The following is a 17,131-nucleotide window of genomic DNA, read 5'->3' as shown; positions in this document are numbered from 1 at the left end:
CGGTCGACCGCGGGTGCCCTCGTCCGGAACGGGCTGGTCAGGCGCGCGTGCGCTCCGAATCGGTCACGGCCGCCTCGTCCGGCACGTCCGTGGTGATCCGGTCGAGCTCGCGGCCCGCCGTCTCCGGCGCGCCCATCCACATGAAGATCACGGCCCCGACGACGAGCACGCCGAGCAGGGTGAACGTCAGCGGCAGACCCAGCACCGGCCAGAGCACGCTGCCGAACAGCAGCGGGGCGAAACCGGTGATCGCGCGGCTCGACGACGACGCCCAGCCGAAGCCCGAGGCGCGCAGCTCGGTGGGGTAGAGCTCCGAGACGTAGGCGTACATGACCGGGATGACGATCAGCGCGAACATGCCGAAGGCCCCGATGGCGACGACCGCGAGGGTCGGCGTGCCCAGCAGGAGCGAGAACGCCACCAGGGTCGCGGAGGCCAGCGGGCCGGCGATCGCGATGACGCGCTTGCGGCCGTATCGGTCGACCACGAGCACCGAGATGGCGACACCGACGATGCCGAGCGCGTTCATCAGCGTGGTCGAGGCGAACGCGGCGATCTCGCCGAAGCCCTGCGCCCGCAGGATCGAGGGCATCCAGCTCAGCGCGGCGTAGTAGACGAGCATGACGGCGATGAACAGCGACCAGGCGACGCCGGTGATCGTCGGGTTGAACGCCCAGACGCGGCGCAGCTGGTCGACGGCGGCGGCCGCGGCGCCACCGCGCTTGTCCTCGGCGACGGGGGCCGGGATGACGTAGGGCTCGGGGGTGGCGCCGGTCCGGGTCACCATGTCGTCGATGACCAGGCGGGCCTCGGCCTCGCGACCCATGCGGGAGAGGTAGAGCGGCGACTCCGGCACCCCGCGGCGGACCCAGAACAGCAAGAGCGCCGGCAGGATCATCAGGACGAGCATCCAGCGCCAGTTGCCGTCGACGGGGACGAGCAGCGTCGCCGACACGCCGGCGAGCGTGGCGCCGATCGGCCACCACCCGTCCATCGCGGCGAGCACGCGGCCGCGGTGCTTCTTCGGCGAGAACTCGCTGACGATCGCGTAGTCGACCGGGATGCAGCCACCGAGGCCGACGCCGGCGAGGAAACGCAGCAGCAGGAAGATCTCGATGTTCGGCGAGAGGGCGCCCACCACCGAGAACAGCGCGAAGATCAGCAGGGTGATGCTGAAGGCCTTCTTCCGCCCGATGCGGTCGGCCACCGTGCCCCAGGCGACGGCGCCGACCGCCATGCCGATGAGGTTGGCGGTGGCGACGAGTCCGCGCTGGGCCGGGGAGAGCCCGAACTCGGTGCCGATCAGCGGGGTGAGGAACCCGTTGAGGGCGACGTCCCACGCGTCGAACATGTAGCCGAGGCCGCCGATGAGGAAGATCTTCCCTTGGACGCCCCAGCGCCAGGGGAGGTCCTGGACGATCTGGTCTCCGGTGCGCATGGAGTTCGCTCCCGTCGCGGGTGGTGTGGGGGGATCGCTCGGTCCGCGCATCAGCGGGCGAACTGGTAGTGGATGGACTCGGTGTCGTGGTCCCGCAACGGGCTGCCGTTCCACAGCCAGTCGTAGGAGACGTCGGACTCGCCGTCGAAACGACGCAGCTTCTCGTCGCGCTCGCGCTGCTCGGGGCCGTCGGGCAGGTGGTAGAACGCCATGTTCTGCAGCGAGGCGTCCTGGACCATGCCGGCGTGCTTGGCGCGGCGGTCGACGTAGCGCACGAGCGCGCCGTCGATGTCGTCGCGGGTCACCCGGCCGAGTTCCTCGGCGAGCACGGCGGCGTCCTCCATCGACTGGGAGGCGCCCTGGGCCTGGTAGGGGAGCATCGCGTGGCAGGCGTCGCCGAGCAGCGCGACCCGGCCGTCGACCCATACCGGGTCGCGTCGGCGCCGGTACATCGCCCACAGGGAGACGTCCTCGGGCTTCGCCTTCGAGAGCACCGTCGGGACCCGGTCGTCCCAGTCCGCGAAGTCCGCGGCGAGCTGCTCGGGCGTGGCGGGTCCGCTCCAGTCGGCGGCGATGGTGTCGGTGCACGGCACGATCGCGACGACGTTGAGGTACTGCCCGCCACGGATGACGTAGTGCACGAGGTGCTTGTCCGGGCCGTACCAGATCGTCGAGTGGTAGCGGTCCATGAGGAAGCGGGTCGCCGGGTCCGCGGCGACCAGTTCGCCGGGGATCAGCGCGCGGTAGGCCATCTCGCCGGAGAAGACGAGCGAGTCGTCGAAGCCCGCGAGGTCGCGGACCGCGGAGCGGATCCCGTCGGCGCCGACCAGCACGTCGCCGGCGAAGCGGCGGCCGTCCTCGGCGACCGCGACGGGCCGCGTCGAGTCGGTGCGGTCGAGTTCGACGACCTTCGCGCCCGTGTGGAGCGCGACGACCGGGCCGGGCCCCTCGGGGTCGGTGCAGGCGTCCAGCAGGACCCGGTGCAGGTCGGCGCGGTGATAGTGCCAGTACGGGGCGCCGTACTGGTCGATGACCCGCTGCCCCAGGGGGAGCTGGGCGATGATGCTGCCGTCGGCCCAGCGGCGGCGGACCTGGTCCTCGGGCTGGGTGCGGATCGCCTCGAGCTGGGCGCGGAGCCCGAGCCCGATGAGGATGCGGCTGGCGTTCGGCGCGGTCTGGATGCCGGCGCCGATCTCGCCGAGCTCGGGCGCCGCCTCGACGACGGTGACGCGCATGCCGCGCTGGCGCAGCGACAGCGCCGCGCAGAGGCCGCCCAGACCTCCTCCGACGATGGTGACCTCGAACGACTGGCTCGCCATCTGGCCGCCCTCCCGGTGTGGTGTTGCCTCCGACCGGGTAAATCCGAGCACGTACTATCCGAATACGCAATATCCTCCTGTGTCCCGAGACACGGATGTAACAGAGTGCAGGCGCCCGTCTAGCCCGACCGGGTCACGCCGGTGGGCCTGCCGCGCGTTCTACAGCGCGTCGCGCTCCGCGACCTGCTCCCACTGCTGGCCGAGGTCGTTGAGCAGGGCGGCGAGATGCGGTCGCTGCTCGGCGGGGCAGTCGGCGAGCAGGGCCTCGTCGAGGGCTCGGGTCCGGCGGAAGGTCTCGGCCAGGGCCTCGTTGCCCTCGTCGGTGAGGACGAGGACCTTGGCGCGGGCGTCGTGGGGTGCCGGCGCCCGGGAGATGAGCCCGCGGCGTTCGAGCCGGCGGCAGACGTCGGCCATCGTGGACGTGTCCAGGGCCGCCGCGCCGGCCAGCGCCGTCTGGTCGGCGTCCGGGTAGGCCCGCACCGCGGAGAGCACGGCGAACTGCGGCCCGGTGATCACGGCGTCGACGTGGCGGTTCCACGCCGCGAGGTAGGCCTGGTAGAGGCGGCGGGCGCCGAAGCCGGGAGCGGCCACGATGTCGGGCGGCGGCTCGACCCGGGCACGGCGCCGCGTGCTCGCGCGGTGCTCGTCGTGCGCCTGGTCGCCTGCGACCGGACCGGTCCTCGACGCCACCACGCTCACCCCGTCCCTCGCGCCATGACCCCTCGGCCCCGAATCGTACGTGTTCGGAACGAGCGGGACCGCTCAGCGGTCACTGCCGGCACGTGCCCCGGCGACGGCTGCGTGCACCGGCACGCCGCCGAGCGTCCGAGGTCGGGGGATCAGGTCCGGGGAGGCATTCACGACGACGAGCCCGTCCACGGCCGGGTGCTGGGCGTAGCGCAGGAGTCGCGCGGTGAGGGCATCGTCGACACCCGACGGCGCCGGCACCACCCCGAGCGACGCCTCGACGCGGGGGAAGGGCTCGGCGACGAGGAGGGGGAGCCGGTCGCCGCCGTCCAGCGCGTAGTCGCGCACGATCACCAGCCCGGCGCCCAGCAGCACCGCCGCGAGGGCGGCCACGACCGACCGGTGGTCGAGGTGGGGGAGGGTCGCACCCTCGACGAGCTCGACCACCCGGTGAGCCAGCAGTTCGACGTGCACCCGCGCCTCCGGTCAGCCTCCCGACGGGAACGCGTCGATGATGCTGCACGGAGCGTCGACACACGAGCCCCAACCGTCACACGGTGATCGCCTCCACGGGCGCCGGGGGCTCGGTGACGACGGTCGGCGGAGCGGTCGCGTGGCGGACGGCCCAGGCGAGGACGTGGTCCGCGATCTCCTCCCACCCCGGGGCCGCGGGCAGCAGGTGGGGCATACCGCCGAACTCGACGACGTCGGTGATCGTCGACGTGGCCTTGTAGTGCGCGGCGTTCGACCACTGGACCTTGGGCGGCATGATGTTGTCGCGGCTGCCGGCGACGAACAGCAGCGGCGCGCGGTTCTCGTTGTGGTAGTCGACCCAGGTGCCCTGGTGGCCGGGCGTCAAGTTGGCCAGCGCGCTCTCGAAAATGATGCTGCCCGACACCGGCACGGCGTACCGCTCGTACAGCGCGCGGGCCTCGTCCTCGGGGAAGGTGTTGGTGAAGGCGTAGTTCCAGTGCTCGAAGTCGTAGCGGATCGCGCGGTGCCGGTTGGCCGGGTTCCTCAGCACCGGGAACGTGGCCTTGACCTGCGAGAGCGGCACGACCGGCACGCCCTCGGTCGGTGCCGAGTTCAGGGCGACGCCGACCGCGCCGAGCCCGTGGTCGAGCAGGATCTGCGTGAACGCCCCGCCCGCGGAGTGGCCGATGATGATCGGCGGCGTCGGCAGCCCCCGGACGACCTCCTCGAGCCGCTCGACGATCGAGGCCGCCGAGATCGCCTCGACGGGGGAGGGGTCGGCGTTCAGCGCCTCGACCTCCACCTCGAAGCCGGGGTAGGCGGGCGCGATCACCCGGTACCCCCGGCTCTCGTAGCGGGCGATCCAGTTCTCCCAGGAGCGCGGGGTCACCCAGAAGCCGTGGACGAGGACGATGGTGTCGGGCGCAGCGGTCATGGCGTGACGATAAGTAGTCAGAGTGCCCCGCTCTTGACCCTCGATGTCGGCTTCTTGCCTCCGAGTGCGGATTCTGCGGCGAGCGACGTTCCGTCCGGCCAGGCATCGCTCTACGCTCGGTGAGCAGCAGCTGGCCGGAGGAGTGACGCCATGCTCCTGCTCGACTCCCGGGACATCCCGGTCGAGGACCGCGCCGAGCGCGTGACGACGCTGATGGCCGAGGCCAGTGCCGCCACCGTCCGGCTCGCGCCGCACGACGACCTCCACGCCCGGATGGAGCTCTGGCAGCTCGGCCGCCTGCACCTGTTCCGCAGCGCCTCGTCCGGCATGGCCATGTCCCGCGACGCGCGCCGGGCCCGCAGCGACGGCGCGCCGATCGTCGCGCTCGCCGTGCAGGAACGGAGCACGGCGCGACACGAGCAGTTCGGGCATCGACGGCACGTCGCCGCCGGCGAACTGATGCTCGTGGACCTCACCGCGCCCTTCGCCTTCTCCTGGGCGACCACCGGGGCGTCCCGGGCGCTCCAGATCCCCCTCGACGTGCTCGGACTCCCGCCGGAGACCCTGCGGTCGGCCGCCCCGCGGCTCCAGGACGGGCCGCTCGCCGCCCTCGTCGCGCGCCACGTCGTCGACCTGTTCCAGGTCGCCGACCGCGTCGCCGCGAGCCCCCAGGCCGCCACGGTGGGAGCGGCGAGCATCGACCTCGTCCGGGCGCTCATCGCCTCGTCTCCCGGCGACGACACGAACGCCCGCGCCGTCCGCCACGAGACGCTCCTGGCGCGCATCCAGGAGTACGTCCGCCAGCACCTCCGCGATCCCGGCCTCGGCTCGGACCGGATCGCGGCGGTCCACTCCATGTCCCGACGACAGGTGTTCGCGCTCTTCGCGCGCTCGGGCACCAGCCTGGAGCAGTTCATCATCACGCGGCGCCTCGAGGCCGCCCACGACGAGCTCGGCCACCCCGCCGCGAGGCACAAGACGATCGCCGCCGTCGCCGCGGAGTGGGGCTTCCGCGACCCGGCGCACTTCTCCCGACGGTTCAAGGACGCGTTCGGCATGACGCCCACGGAGCGACGGGAGTCGGCCACCCCTCGCCCTTGACGAACCTTCGCTCTTGTCAGATAGTCGACACGACCGTCAAAGTCGTGGCGCGGGTCACGAGCGAGTTTCAACGAGGAGCAGGCGCATGGCCTACGTGATCGGCGTGGACGTGGGCGGGACCTTCACCGACGCGGTGCTGGATGACGACTCCGGCTCGGTCATCGCCGCGAAGGCCCCGTCGACGCCTCCGGACTACTCCCGGGGCGTGCTCGACGTCCTGGAGCTGCTGGCCGAGCAGCTCGGGCGGTCGCTGGAGGAGATGCTGGCCGAGACCCACCACATCGCCCACGGCACCACCTCGAGCCTGAACGCCCTGGTGCAGCGCAAGGTCCCCGAGGTCGGGTTCCTGACCACCAAGGGCCACCGCGACTCGATCTTCATCATGAACGTCGAGGGCCGCTACCTCGGTCGCTCGCCGCACGAGCTGCAGCACGTCCTCGCGCAGGACAAGGACCACTACCTGCTGCCCAAGCGGCACGCCCTCGAGGTCACCGAGCGCATCGACCGCGACGGCAACGTCATCGTCGCCCTCGACGAGGACGAGGTCCGCACCCAGGTCGCCGAGCTCCGGGCCGACGGCGTCCAGGCCATCGCGGTCTCCCTGCTCTGGGCCTTCCGCAACCCGACCCACGAGCGCCGCATCCGCGAGATCGTCGCCGAGATCGACCCCGACATCTACGTCGCGCTCTCCAGCGAGGTCAGCCCCCGCATCCGCGAGTTCGCCCGCAACTCCACGACGATCATGTCGACGCAGGTCGGGCCCGGTCTGCGGGACTACCTCGCCACCCTCGAGTCGAGCCTCAAGCAGAAGGGCCTCGGCGGGCCGCTGCTCGTCATGCAGTCCAACGGGGGAGCGGTCGCCGCGAGCGAGGCCCCGCAGCAGGCGATCAGCACGGTCGGCTCCGTCCTCACGGGTGGCGTCATCGGCTCCGTGCAGTTGGGCCAGCGCCTCGGCCACCGGAACATCATCTCCACCGACGTCGGCGGCACCACGTTCCTCGTCGGGCTCATCGTCGACGGCGAGCCCGAGCGCGACACCACCACCGTCATCAACCACCACCCGATCAACGTCCCCACGCTCAAGGTCCACGCCATCGGCTCGGGCGGCGGCGCGATCGCGTGGGTCGACGCCGGCGGCAACCTCCGCATCGGGCCCCACAGCGCGCAGGCCGTCCCCGGCCCCGCCTGCTACGACCAGGGCGGCACCGAGCCCACCAACACCGACGCCAACCTCGTCCTCGGCATCCTCCCGACGACGGGTCTGCTCGGCGGTCGCAAGGCGCTGAACCTGGAGAAGGCGCGGGAGGCCATCAAGGCCAAGGTCGCCGATCCGCTCGGGTTGTCCGTCGAGGACGCCGCGGCCGCTATCCACGCGGCGCAGAACGCCCAGACCGGCGACCTGCTGCGCAAGAGCGTCGTCGAGGCCGGGCACGACCCGCGCGACTTCGTCCTCTACGCCTTCGGCGGCTCCGGGCCCGCGTTCTGCGCGAAGTACGCGACGCACCTCGGCGTGAACGAGGTCGTCGTCCCGCTCGGCCCGGTCGCCTCCGCGTTCTCCGCCTACGGCCTCGCCGCGTCCGACATCGCGCTCGCCCAGGAGCTCTCCGACCCGGCCCAGCTCCCCGTCGACGCCGTCCGCGCCGAGAAGAACTTCGCGCTCCTCGAGGACCAGGTCCGCCAGGGCCTCGACCGGCAGGGCCTGAAGTTCGACCGTGTCGAGATCGTCCGCGAGATCGACATGCGCTATGCCATGCAGCTGGCCGAGGTCACGGTCCCGGTCGCCGACGGGCCCGTCGACACCGGTGCGATGCAGGACGCGGCGAACCGGTTCGAGCAGAAGTACGCCGACCTCTACGGCAAGGGCACCGGCTTCTCCGCCGCCGGCATCCAGGCCATCACCTACCGCGTACGCGGCCGCGGCGTCCTCCCGTTCAGCCCGGAGCTCCCGCCGCTCGACCGAGCAGACGGACCGGCCCCGTCGTCGGGAACGAGGCCCGTCTACCTCGAGATCGGCCAGGGCTTCGTCGACACCCCGATCTACGACTACCCCGCACTGCGCGCCGGCCACGTCATCACCGGCCCCGCCGTCATCGAGGTCCCGACGACGACCGTGGTCGTCCCCGAGGGCCGCACCGGCACCGTCGACGAGCTCGGCAACCTCCACATCCGTCGCACCGAGAAGACCGGAGCCTGATTCATGACGATGGCCGTCCCCGGCTCCGAGCGCTTCTCGAGCCGCCCGATCGACCCCGCCACGCTCGCCGCGCAGCTCCCGGAGAGCCTGCCGATCCACACCGTCACCCAGGAGCAGATCGACGCGCTCGACCCGCTGACCTACGAGGTCATCCGGCACCGCCTCTGGTCGGTCACCGACGAGATGGGCGAGGCGCTCAAGCGCATGTCCGGCTCGCCGATCGTCACCGACGCCAACGACTTCGACTTCGCCGTCTCCGACGAACTCGGCCAGGAGGTGCAGGTCGGGCTCTACAACACGATGCTCGTCGGCGCCGTCGACCTCGCCATCTACTGGACCCTGCAGCACCGCGCGACGAACCCCGGCATCGCCGAGGGCGACATGTTCCTCACCAACGACCCGTGGGTCGGCGGCGGGCTGCACCAGAACGACGCGATGGTCTACCAGCCCGTGTTCTGGGAGGGGAAGCTCTTCGGCTGGACCTCCGCGATCGCCCACCAGCCCGACCTCGGCGGTGTCGGCCTCGGCTCCTTCTCCCCGGCCGCGCAGGACGTCTTCTCCGAGTCGCTGCCCACCCCGCCGATCAAGGTCGTCCGTGACGGCGTGCTGCAGGAGGACGTCGCCGACGTCTGGGTCCGCCGCTCCCGCGTCCCGATGATGATCGGGCTCGACCTGCGCGCCGAGATCGGCTCCAACACCGTCGGCCGCGACCGCCTCCTCGCCGTCATCGAGCAGTACGGCGCCGACACGGTCAAGGCCGTGATGAAGCGGATGATGTCCGACGCCGAGTCGCGCCTGCGGGGCAAGCTGACCGACCTTCCCGACGGCAGGTGGCGCGCCACCGGCTACCAGGACCAGTCCCACTCCGGCGACCGCGGCCTGCACAAGATCACCGTGGAGATGCGCAAGGCCGGCGACCACCTGACCTTCGACTTCACCGGCACCGACCCGCAGTCCGGCGTCGTGAACTGCACCTACGCCGGCATGCGCGGCGGCGTCATGCTTGCCCTGCTGCCGATCCTGGCGGGCGACATCCCGTGGTCGGCCGGCGGGCTCATGCGCTGCTTCGACCTCGTCGCCGAGGAAGGCACGATCAACAACGCGAGCTTCCCGGCCGCCGTCGGGCGCGGACCGATCGGACCGGCGTGGCTCACCGGCAACCTCGTCGCCGAGTGCCTCTCGCAGATGCTCGACCAGGCGCCGGAGCTCGACGCGCACGTCCAGTCGGCCTGCTGCGGTACGTGGGACACCGCCGTCATCGCCGGGCTCGACCAGCGCGGCGCGGTCCCGACGCCGTTCCTCTCCATTCTGATGGACCCCATGGCCGGCGGCTACGGCGCCCAGCCGCAGGCCGACGGCATGGACACCGGCGGGCTGTTCTGCATCCCGATGGGCCGCGTGCCCGACGTCGAGATGACCGAGTTCCTCTACCCGGTCCTCGCGCTCTGGCGGCGGGAGGAGCCCGACTCGGGTGGTCCCGGACGACGTCGGGGCGGGGTCTCGGCGTCGATGGCGGTCACCCCGCACGGCACGAGCTTCCCGATCGGCCTCGTCCTCGCCTCCAACGGCAAGGCGGTCAGCCAGAACAACGGGCTCGCCGGCGGCTACCCCGGCAACACCGGCGTCGAGTACATCGCACGCGGCAGCGAGGTCACGACGATGCTCGGTGCGGGTCAGCTGCCCGGCGATCTGTCCGAGATCGGCGGGACGGCCGAGTTGCAGCCCTGCTACGGCGAGACGTACGTGGCGCCCGGCGAGGTGTTCACGATGTTCTGGCAGGGCGGCGGGGGCTACGGCGACCCGCTCACCCGCGCGCCCGAGGACGTGGCCCGGGACATACGCGAGGAGAAGGTGACCGCGGCGGCCGCCGCGCAGGCGTACGGCGTGGTCGTCGTCGACGGGACCGTCGATGCCGACGCGACCGAGACCCGTCGTCGGGAACTCCGGGATGCACGACGAGCCCGGGGCACCAGCGAGGGCACGCGCGAGACGGTCGACCTGACCGACGCGCGGCGGCTGGACGACAACCTCGTCGCGGTCGGCGACCGGGTGGCGTGTGTCCACTGCGCGACGGTGCTCGGGGCCGGCGCGGTGGGCGAGCTCGACCTCGTCCGCTACGAGGGGCCGGTCAGCGACGCGGGCCCGCAGGTCGTGGACAACGCGGGGGAGTACGTCGACGGCGCGGTGCACTTCCGGCAGTACTGCTGCCCGGGGTGCTTCACGGCGGTGTCGACGGCGGTGGTGCCCGTCGACCACGTCGACGACGTGACCCGGACGAGCCGGGTGCTCGCGGACGCGCGGTCGTGAAGCTGAACCGAGTGGCCGTGCTGGGCGGGGGACCGGGTGGTCTCTACGCCGCACGGCTGATCAAGCTCGCTTCTCCCGACTGCGAGGTCGTGGTGCACGAGCAGGGCGTACCGGACCAGACGTTCGGGTTCGGGGTCGGGCTCGCCGCGCGGACGCAGCGCCGGCTCGCCGAGGCCGACCCCGCCTCGCTCGACGACATCCTCGCCGGCGCCTGGTCGCACGACATGCGGATGACCGTGGGCGACCGGTCGGCCGGGATGAGCGTGTCGTCGCTGGTCGCGGTCGGTCGGGCCGAGCTGCTGCGGGTGCTGCAGCGGCATGCCGAGAACGCCGGTGTGAAGCTCGAGTTCGGGGTGCGGCGCACCGTCGACGACCTGGACGCGGACCTGGTGATCGCGGCGGACGGGGTCGGGAGCGCGACCCGGTCGGGCGGCGACTTCGGCGAGGACGTCGAGGTCGGGAGCGGGTGGTACCTGTGGGCGGGCGTCGACACGGCGCTGCCGCACGCGTTGTTCGCCCCGGAACGGACCGAGCACGGGGTGTTCGTGACGCACGCCTACCCCTATGCGGCCGACCGGAGCACGTTCCTGGTCGAGACGGATCCCGCGACGCTGCGGGCGGCCGGCTTCGACCGTGAGGTGCCGGCGGACACGTCGGACGACGAGGCGTTGGAGTACCTGTCGGACGTGTTCGCCCGCCATCTCGACGGGCATCGACTGATCGGCAACCGCACGCGCTGGCTGCAGTTCCGGACGGTGCGGTGCTCGCGCTGGCACGACGACCGGACCGTGCTGCTCGGGGATGCGGCGCACACGGCGCACTACTCGGTCGGGTCGGGGACGAAGCTGGCGATGGAGGACGCGATCGCGCTGGTGAACGCCCTGGACGGCCCCGATCTCGACACGGCGCTGACCGAGTACGAGGCCGCCCGCCGACCTTCCGTGGAGCGGCTGCAGGACATCGCCGAGCGCTCCCGACGCTGGTGGGAGACGTTCCCGGAGCGCCTGGAGCTGCCGGTCGAGCAGCTGCTCGTCGCGTACATGAGCCGGGCCGGGAACGTGCCGCTGGACCGCTTCGCCGCGGGCACACCCGACGTCGTGGACGCGGCCCTGCAGCAGTGGGCGGGGGAGTCGCCGCCTTCTGGTGGTCAGCCGTGGCCCACCGCTGACGCTGGACGTCAGCAGCCGGACACGGTGGAGCCGGCGCCCGGGAGCGCGCCGAGCCAGCCGTGGCCCACCGCTGACGCTGGACGTCAGCAGCGGGACACGGTCGACTCCCTGGCCGAGTGGGTCCTGAGCCGGTCGCTGCGGCCGTCGACACCCGGCCAGGAACCGGAGGTCGCCGACCCGACCGTCGGCACGCGCGGCTTCGACTCCCGCGTCGTCGCCGACGACCCGGCCGCGCTCGACGCGACCGTGTTCGACCTCGGCGCCGACGACCGGCCGTCGGGTCGTGAGGACGTCGTCGAGAAGGCCGTGCGGCAGGGGGAGCGGACGATGGACGTCATCTGGCTGACCGGTGCCGACGACCGGCCGTCGGTCCTCACCCGGCTCGAGGTCGCGGAGCGGTTGCGGCGACGGACGCCCGCGCTCGTCGTCGTCGCCGGTCCGGAGGCGTTCCGCGAGGACTTCGCCGACGGCCTCGCGGCCGACCGCACGCACCTGGTGGCCCTGCGATGAGTCTGCTCGGGACGAAGACGATCGCCGACGAGTTCCACACGGTCGCCCTGGCGCATCCCGACCGCGACGCCGTCGTCGCCGCCCAGGGCCGCCGCACCTACGCCGAGCTGGACGTCGAGACCGACCGCATCGCCGTCGGGCTCGCCGAGCTGGGGCTGCGGCCGGGCGACCCGGTGATCGTGCAGGTGACGAACCGGCTCGAGACCGTCGTCGCCTGGTACGCGATGCTCAAGGCCGGGCTCGTCCCGGTCGCGACCCTCGCTGCCCACCGCGGCCACGAGATCGCCCACATCAGCCGGGCGGTCGGGGCTCGCGCGCACCTCGTCGAGGCGGGGACGCGCGGCATCGACCTGGTGGCGTTCGCCCACGAGCAGGGCCGCGACCACCCGACGATGCACCACGTCCTCGTCCTCGACGACCTCCCCGCCGCCGACATCGATCCCGACGAGGCCCGCAAGCGCGTCGAGGAGATCCAGCGCGGCATCGACCCGGGCAGCATCGCGGTGTTCCAGCTCTCCGGCGGCACCACGGGCGTCCCGAAGCTGATCCCGCGGCACCACACCGAGTACTGGTACAACGCCCGCGCCTACGCCGACGTCCTCGGCTGGACCGCCGACGACCGCGTCGGCCACCTCATCCCCGTCATCCACAACGCCGGCGTGGTTTGCGGCGTGCACGCTCCACACAGCGTCGGCGCGTGCCTGGTCCTCACCGACCACGACCTCGACGCCGCGATGCCCCTCCTCGTGGCCGAGCGCACCACCTCGGTGCTCTTCGGCCACGTCCACTACCGCGCGCCCGAGCACCCGCTCTACGACCAGCTCGCGCGGTCGTTGCGCGTCGTCCTGCTCTCCGGCGCCAAGGTCTCCGAGGAACTCTTCGCGACGACGGGTCGCGGTGGGGCCTGGGTGGGGCAGCTCTTCGGTATGGCCGAGGGCATGTTCCTGGTGACACCACGCGGGACGTCCGTCGAGCTGCGCCGGGAGACGGTCGGCGTGCCGATCTCGCCGGAGGACGAGGTGCGGATCCTCGAGCCGGGGAGCGAGGAGGAGGTTCCCGACGGCGGGGTCGGTGAGCTCTGCTGCCGGGGCCCGTACACCCTGCGCGCCTACTACGGCATCGACCGGCCCGAGGCGTTCACGTCCGACGGCTTCTACCGCACGGGCGACCTCGCGGCCGTCCGTCTGCTCGACGGGCATCGTGCGATCTCCATCGAGGGCCGCATCAAGGACCTCATCAACCGCGGCGGCGAGAAGATCAACGCCGAGGAGGTCGAGCTGCTCCTCCTGTCGCACCCGCACGTGGTCGAGGCGGCCCTCGTCGCGATGCCCGACCCCCGCCTCGGCGAGCGCGGCTGCGCCTACCTGTCCACGGACGGCACGCCGGTGACGCTGCAGGACCTCCGGGATCACCTGCACCGGCTCGACGTCGCGAAGTTCAAGTGGCCCGAGCGCGTGGAGCTGGTGGAGGCCCTGCCGCGCACGAAGGTCGGGAAGCTCGACAAGAAGGCCATGACGGCCGACATCACCGCACGCCTGTCGGGGGAGAACCCGTGAGCCACCACCGCATCGGGATGATCGTCCCGAGCTCGAACGTCACCGTCGAGACCGAGATCCCGGCCCTGCTCGCCCGGCACCCGAGCGAGACGTTCTCCTTCCACGGCAGCCGCATGCGCATGCACAAGGTGACGCCCGAGGAGCTCGTCGCCATGAACGCGCAGCGCGGCCGGTGCGTCGACGAGCTCGCCGACGCCGGCGTCGACGCCCTGCTCTACGCCTGCCTCGTCGCCGTGATGGCGCAGGGGCCGGGGGAGCACCGTCGGGTGGAGACGGCGGTCGCCGCGCAGCTCGCGGAGCGTGGGCTGCCGGCGGGGCTGGTGTCCTCGGCGGGTGCGTTGGTCGACGCGCTGGCGGCCCGGTCATGGGGGCGGGTCGCGCTGGTGATGCCGTACATGAAGCCGCTGGCTCGCCAGGTCGTGGCGTATCTCGAGGCCGAGGGTCTGGAGATCGTCGACTGGGTGGCGCTCGAGGTCGGCGACAACACCGAGGTCGGGTGCATCCCGGGCTCTCGGGTCGTCGAGGCGGCGCGTTCTCTGGACCTGTCGCGCGCGGACGCGCTGGTGCTCTCCTGCTGCGTGCAGATGCCGTCGCTCCCGCTGATCCCGGTCGTCGAGCAGGAGCTGGGCCTGCCCGTGCTCTCCGCCGCGACGGCGGGGGCGTTCTGCCTGCTCCGCTCGCTCGGCCTGCCACCGGAACTTCCCGACGCCGGGTCGCTGCTGACGGCGCGGTCGGAGGTCGCTCACGCCGGGTGACGTGGGCCTCCGGACCATGCCGCAGCACCGGTGCCGGTGGCACCGGTTCTGCGGCGTCGTCCGTCGGCCCCGGGGGCGGCGCAGAAAAGTGGAACCGATCGGCGCCGGGGTCAGTCAGAACGAGTGTGAAGACCGAACACGAAACCGTTCCGAACCTGCTCGAACTCCTCGACGAGCCCGACCCGTCGTCGTACCGGCGGCTCCTGCGCGACGCGCGGACGTCACACCGGTGTCCCGTCCTGCTGAACGACGGGGCGCTCCATCGCTGTGGCCTCCCGGCGGTCGACGAGGATCCGGCGCTCGTCGACCTCGACCCGCACACCGTGCTCTCCGAGTGGTGGTCGGGGCCGTGTCTGCCGGACTGCCCGTGCGACGAGCCTCTGGCCGCGGCGCTCCCCGCGCCGGTCGGCTCCCAGCAGGACCTGTCCCGGCACCACGCCACCATCGCGTCCGCCACGCGATTCGCCCGGGCGGCCCAGGGCATCGCGCGCATGGGCGTGGTCGACGCGGCGCGCCCCGCCGACGTCCCGCTGGCGCTGCGGTGGTCCGGGATGTGCAACTACCGGGACCGCGACCTGCCGCGAGCGACCGCCGTCCTGCGGAGCTGGGAGGAGCGCTTCGGAGCCGTGGTGGCGTTCGTCGGGCCGGACACGCTGCTGCTCTCGGTCGCACGACCACCCCGCAGCGTCGAGGAATGTACGTCGGTCGCCGCGGAGCACTTCGCGTTCTGTCCCGATCAGGTCGACCCGCAGGTCGAGCTCCGGACCGGCCCGATCCCGCTCTCGGAGTACGCGGAGTCCATCAGCGGTGAGACCCTGTGGCGGTTCTGGTGGGACTGACGTCGGGCGTCATGCGAGCGGCCGCCGTCGTGTGTGCAGCCGTCGCTCTGCTGCTCGGCGCTCCCGCCTTCGCGGCTGCGCAGGTGGCCGGTCCGTGGGGAGCGTGTGGCCGAGGTACCGACGAACAGAAGACGGTGCAGACCTTTCCCGCCCCTGGCGGACAGCTGGCGCTGCTGTGCGGGGGACCGCGCTTCAACCCCGCGCCGACGTGGGGCTACCGCCATCTCCTCTGGAGGCACAAGTCCGACTTCGAAGGAGCCGCAGGCGGGACCCATCAGAACTGGCGCGACGTCGCCGATCTCGCGATGCGCACCATCGCTGCGGACCCGGACGCGACGTACCCTGCGCGCGGAGACCAGACCTGCCGATCCCGGGTGCTGTTCCTGAAGAATCTGCGGACCAACCAGGTGGTGCGGCAGGTCGTCTTCACCATGTACACCCAGAACGGAGCGAACAGGATCAACACCGTGTTCCCCAGTAATCGCCAGTGTGGGCCGTTGTGAGCCGAGGCGACCTGCTCGACGAGCTGGTGACGGCCCTCCGACAGGAGGGCCTCGACGCCCAGTCGGCTGAGAGCCCCGACCAGTTCCTCGTCGGCACGATCCACCGCGGAGAACTCGCCGAGCCGGCCCGTGTGCGTATCGCGCCCACCGACGGCTGGACCTACCTGGAGGAGCTCAAGGCGGGGTGGACCGGCGACGACCCGGACGAGTACGCGTTCGGCATGCTGGTGATGCTCCTCGTCGAGGCGCTGAGCACGGTCCACGACGGCGAGAACAACCTGGTGACCGAGGTCGAGCTGAGGCGCGGACACGAGGGTCGGCTCGGGCTGCACGAGACGCGCCTCGAGAGTGGCGCTCCGTTCCTTCCGCCGGGCGGTCCCTACGGGTGGACGGCGGATCGCTAGGACGCCGAGTCGGGTGTGTGGTGCGCAGGGTTCCTGTGGACGGCCTCGACGACCGGGGACGGATCGCTCCGGGGCTGCGCGCCGATCTGCTCCTGGTCGACGGCGACCCGACCACGACGATCGGCGACAGCCTGTCGATCGCGGCCGTGTGGCGAGGGGGTGTGCAGAGCGCGGCACCTCTATCGTCCCGGCCATGAGCGCGGCGGAACCTGCCCCGGACGGGACCCCCGCCCGGCGGCCTCGTCGGGAACTGGTCGAAGCGCAGATCTACGAGCAGGCGACCCGCCTGTTCGCCGAGCGCGGCTTCGCGGGCACGAGCCTGCAGGACATCGCCGACGCGATGGGCATGACCCGGCCGTCGCTCTACTACTACGTGAAGAACAAGGACGAGCTGCTCGCGCGGCTCGTCACCGAGATCACCGAGGCGCCGGCGGCGGCGACCGAGGAGATCGCCGGCCGGGAGCTCGACGCCACCACCAAGCTGCGCGAGCTCGTCGGGCTGATCGCCGGTCAGCAGGCGCGGCACGCGGCACGCTTCCAGCTGGTCATCCGCTCGGAGTCGGAACTGCCCGACGACCTCGCCGTCGCCCACCAGGCCGCGAAGCGACGGGTGCTGGACGGGTTCGCGCGGGTCGTGGACCAGGGCATCCGCAGCGGCGAGTTCCGGCCGCGCGAGGTGCGGACGACGGCGCTGGCGCTGATCGGCATGTGCAACTGGGTCGCGTGGTGGTTCCGGCCGGGCGGGGCGCAGACGCCCGAGGAGGTCGCCGAGCAGATGGCGGAGATGGCCGTCGCGATGGTGGCGCAGGCGCCCGACCGGCTGCCGGAGTCCCCGCGGCCCGACGACCCGGCGGCTGCGCTGAGCCTGCTCCGACAGGATCTGGACTATCTCGAGCGCATCATCACGACGACGCCGTCGAAAGATTGACGTTGGCGTAGAC

15 protein-coding genes are annotated in these 17,131 nt (G+C 72.0%); 10 read left to right on the top strand and 5 right to left on the bottom strand.

Annotated elements, in window-relative coordinates; translation table 11 throughout:
* Window positions 1–37 precede the first annotated feature (37 nt).
* The 5 genes from LN037_RS05425 to LN037_RS05405 form a co-directional block, all read right to left on the bottom strand.
* A complete protein-coding gene (locus LN037_RS05425) occupies window positions 38–1,438 on the bottom strand; it encodes an MFS transporter (RefSeq protein WP_230750586.1) in 1,401 nt (466 codons plus the stop codon).
* Between the two features lie 50 nt (window positions 1,439–1,488).
* Complete coding sequence (locus tag LN037_RS05420) at window positions 1,489–2,757, bottom strand: FAD-dependent monooxygenase (RefSeq protein WP_230750585.1); 1,269 nt, start codon at window positions 2,755–2,757, stop codon at window positions 1,489–1,491.
* Window positions 2,758–2,916: 159 nt separating this feature from the next.
* Entirely contained in the window at window positions 2,917–3,447 is a 531-nt protein-coding gene (locus tag LN037_RS33395) for a MarR family winged helix-turn-helix transcriptional regulator (protein WP_230750583.1), read from the bottom strand.
* Window positions 3,448–3,519: 72 nt separating this feature from the next.
* Window positions 3,520–3,918, bottom strand: coding sequence for a hypothetical protein (locus LN037_RS05410; RefSeq protein WP_230750581.1), 399 nt, complete (start codon window positions 3,916–3,918; stop codon window positions 3,520–3,522).
* Between the two features lie 76 nt (window positions 3,919–3,994).
* Complete coding sequence (locus LN037_RS05405; RefSeq protein ID WP_230750579.1) at window positions 3,995–4,852, bottom strand: alpha/beta hydrolase; 858 nt, start codon at window positions 4,850–4,852, stop codon at window positions 3,995–3,997.
* Between the two features lie 150 nt (window positions 4,853–5,002).
* Between LN037_RS05405 and LN037_RS05400 the strand changes: the two genes are divergently transcribed.
* From LN037_RS05400 to LN037_RS05355, 10 genes are all read left to right on the top strand, one after another.
* Window positions 5,003–5,953: a helix-turn-helix domain-containing protein gene (locus tag LN037_RS05400; protein ID WP_230750577.1), complete on the top strand. Its 951-nt coding sequence runs from the start codon at window positions 5,003–5,005 to the stop codon at window positions 5,951–5,953.
* A gap of 85 nt (window positions 5,954–6,038) precedes the next feature.
* Entirely contained in the window at window positions 6,039–8,147 is a 2,109-nt protein-coding gene (locus tag LN037_RS05395) for a hydantoinase/oxoprolinase family protein (RefSeq protein ID WP_230750575.1), read from the top strand.
* 3 nt (window positions 8,148–8,150) lie between these two features.
* Window positions 8,151–10,454, top strand: a complete 2,304-nt coding sequence (locus tag LN037_RS05390; RefSeq protein ID WP_230750573.1) for a hydantoinase B/oxoprolinase family protein — start codon at window positions 8,151–8,153, stop codon at window positions 10,452–10,454.
* Window positions 10,451–12,133, top strand: coding sequence for an FAD-dependent monooxygenase (locus tag LN037_RS05385; RefSeq protein WP_230750571.1), 1,683 nt, complete (start codon window positions 10,451–10,453; stop codon window positions 12,131–12,133). The genes LN037_RS05390 and LN037_RS05385 overlap by 4 nt, the downstream gene beginning before the upstream one ends.
* The gene (locus LN037_RS05380; protein WP_230750569.1) at window positions 12,130–13,689 is read left to right on the top strand and encodes a (2,3-dihydroxybenzoyl)adenylate synthase; all 1,560 of its coding nucleotides are present in this window, start codon (window positions 12,130–12,132) and stop codon (window positions 13,687–13,689) included. Before LN037_RS05385 ends, LN037_RS05380 begins: the two co-directional genes overlap by 4 nt.
* The gene (locus LN037_RS05375) at window positions 13,686–14,444 is read left to right on the top strand and encodes a maleate cis-trans isomerase family protein (protein WP_230750567.1); all 759 of its coding nucleotides are present in this window, start codon (window positions 13,686–13,688) and stop codon (window positions 14,442–14,444) included. The genes LN037_RS05380 and LN037_RS05375 overlap by 4 nt, the downstream gene beginning before the upstream one ends.
* A 125-nt stretch (window positions 14,445–14,569) precedes the next feature.
* A complete protein-coding gene (locus tag LN037_RS33390; RefSeq protein WP_230750566.1) occupies window positions 14,570–15,283 on the top strand; it encodes a DUF4253 domain-containing protein in 714 nt (237 codons plus the stop codon).
* Window positions 15,262–15,786 (top strand): hypothetical protein, encoded by a 525-nt coding sequence (locus LN037_RS05365; protein ID WP_230750564.1) that lies wholly within the window; start codon window positions 15,262–15,264, stop codon window positions 15,784–15,786. Before LN037_RS33390 ends, LN037_RS05365 begins: the two co-directional genes overlap by 22 nt.
* Entirely contained in the window at window positions 15,783–16,190 is a 408-nt protein-coding gene (locus LN037_RS05360) for a hypothetical protein (protein ID WP_230750562.1), read from the top strand. The genes LN037_RS05365 and LN037_RS05360 overlap by 4 nt, the downstream gene beginning before the upstream one ends.
* A gap of 193 nt (window positions 16,191–16,383) precedes the next feature.
* Entirely contained in the window at window positions 16,384–17,118 is a 735-nt protein-coding gene (locus LN037_RS05355; protein ID WP_230750561.1) for a TetR/AcrR family transcriptional regulator, read from the top strand.
* Window positions 17,119–17,131 lie beyond the last annotated feature (13 nt).

The organism is Actinomycetospora soli (assembly GCF_021026295.1).
Lineage (GTDB): Bacteria > Actinomycetota > Actinomycetes > Mycobacteriales > Pseudonocardiaceae > Actinomycetospora > Actinomycetospora soli.
The sequence above is the reverse complement of the archived record's forward strand: the minus strand, read 5'-3'. Positions and strand labels throughout refer to the sequence as shown.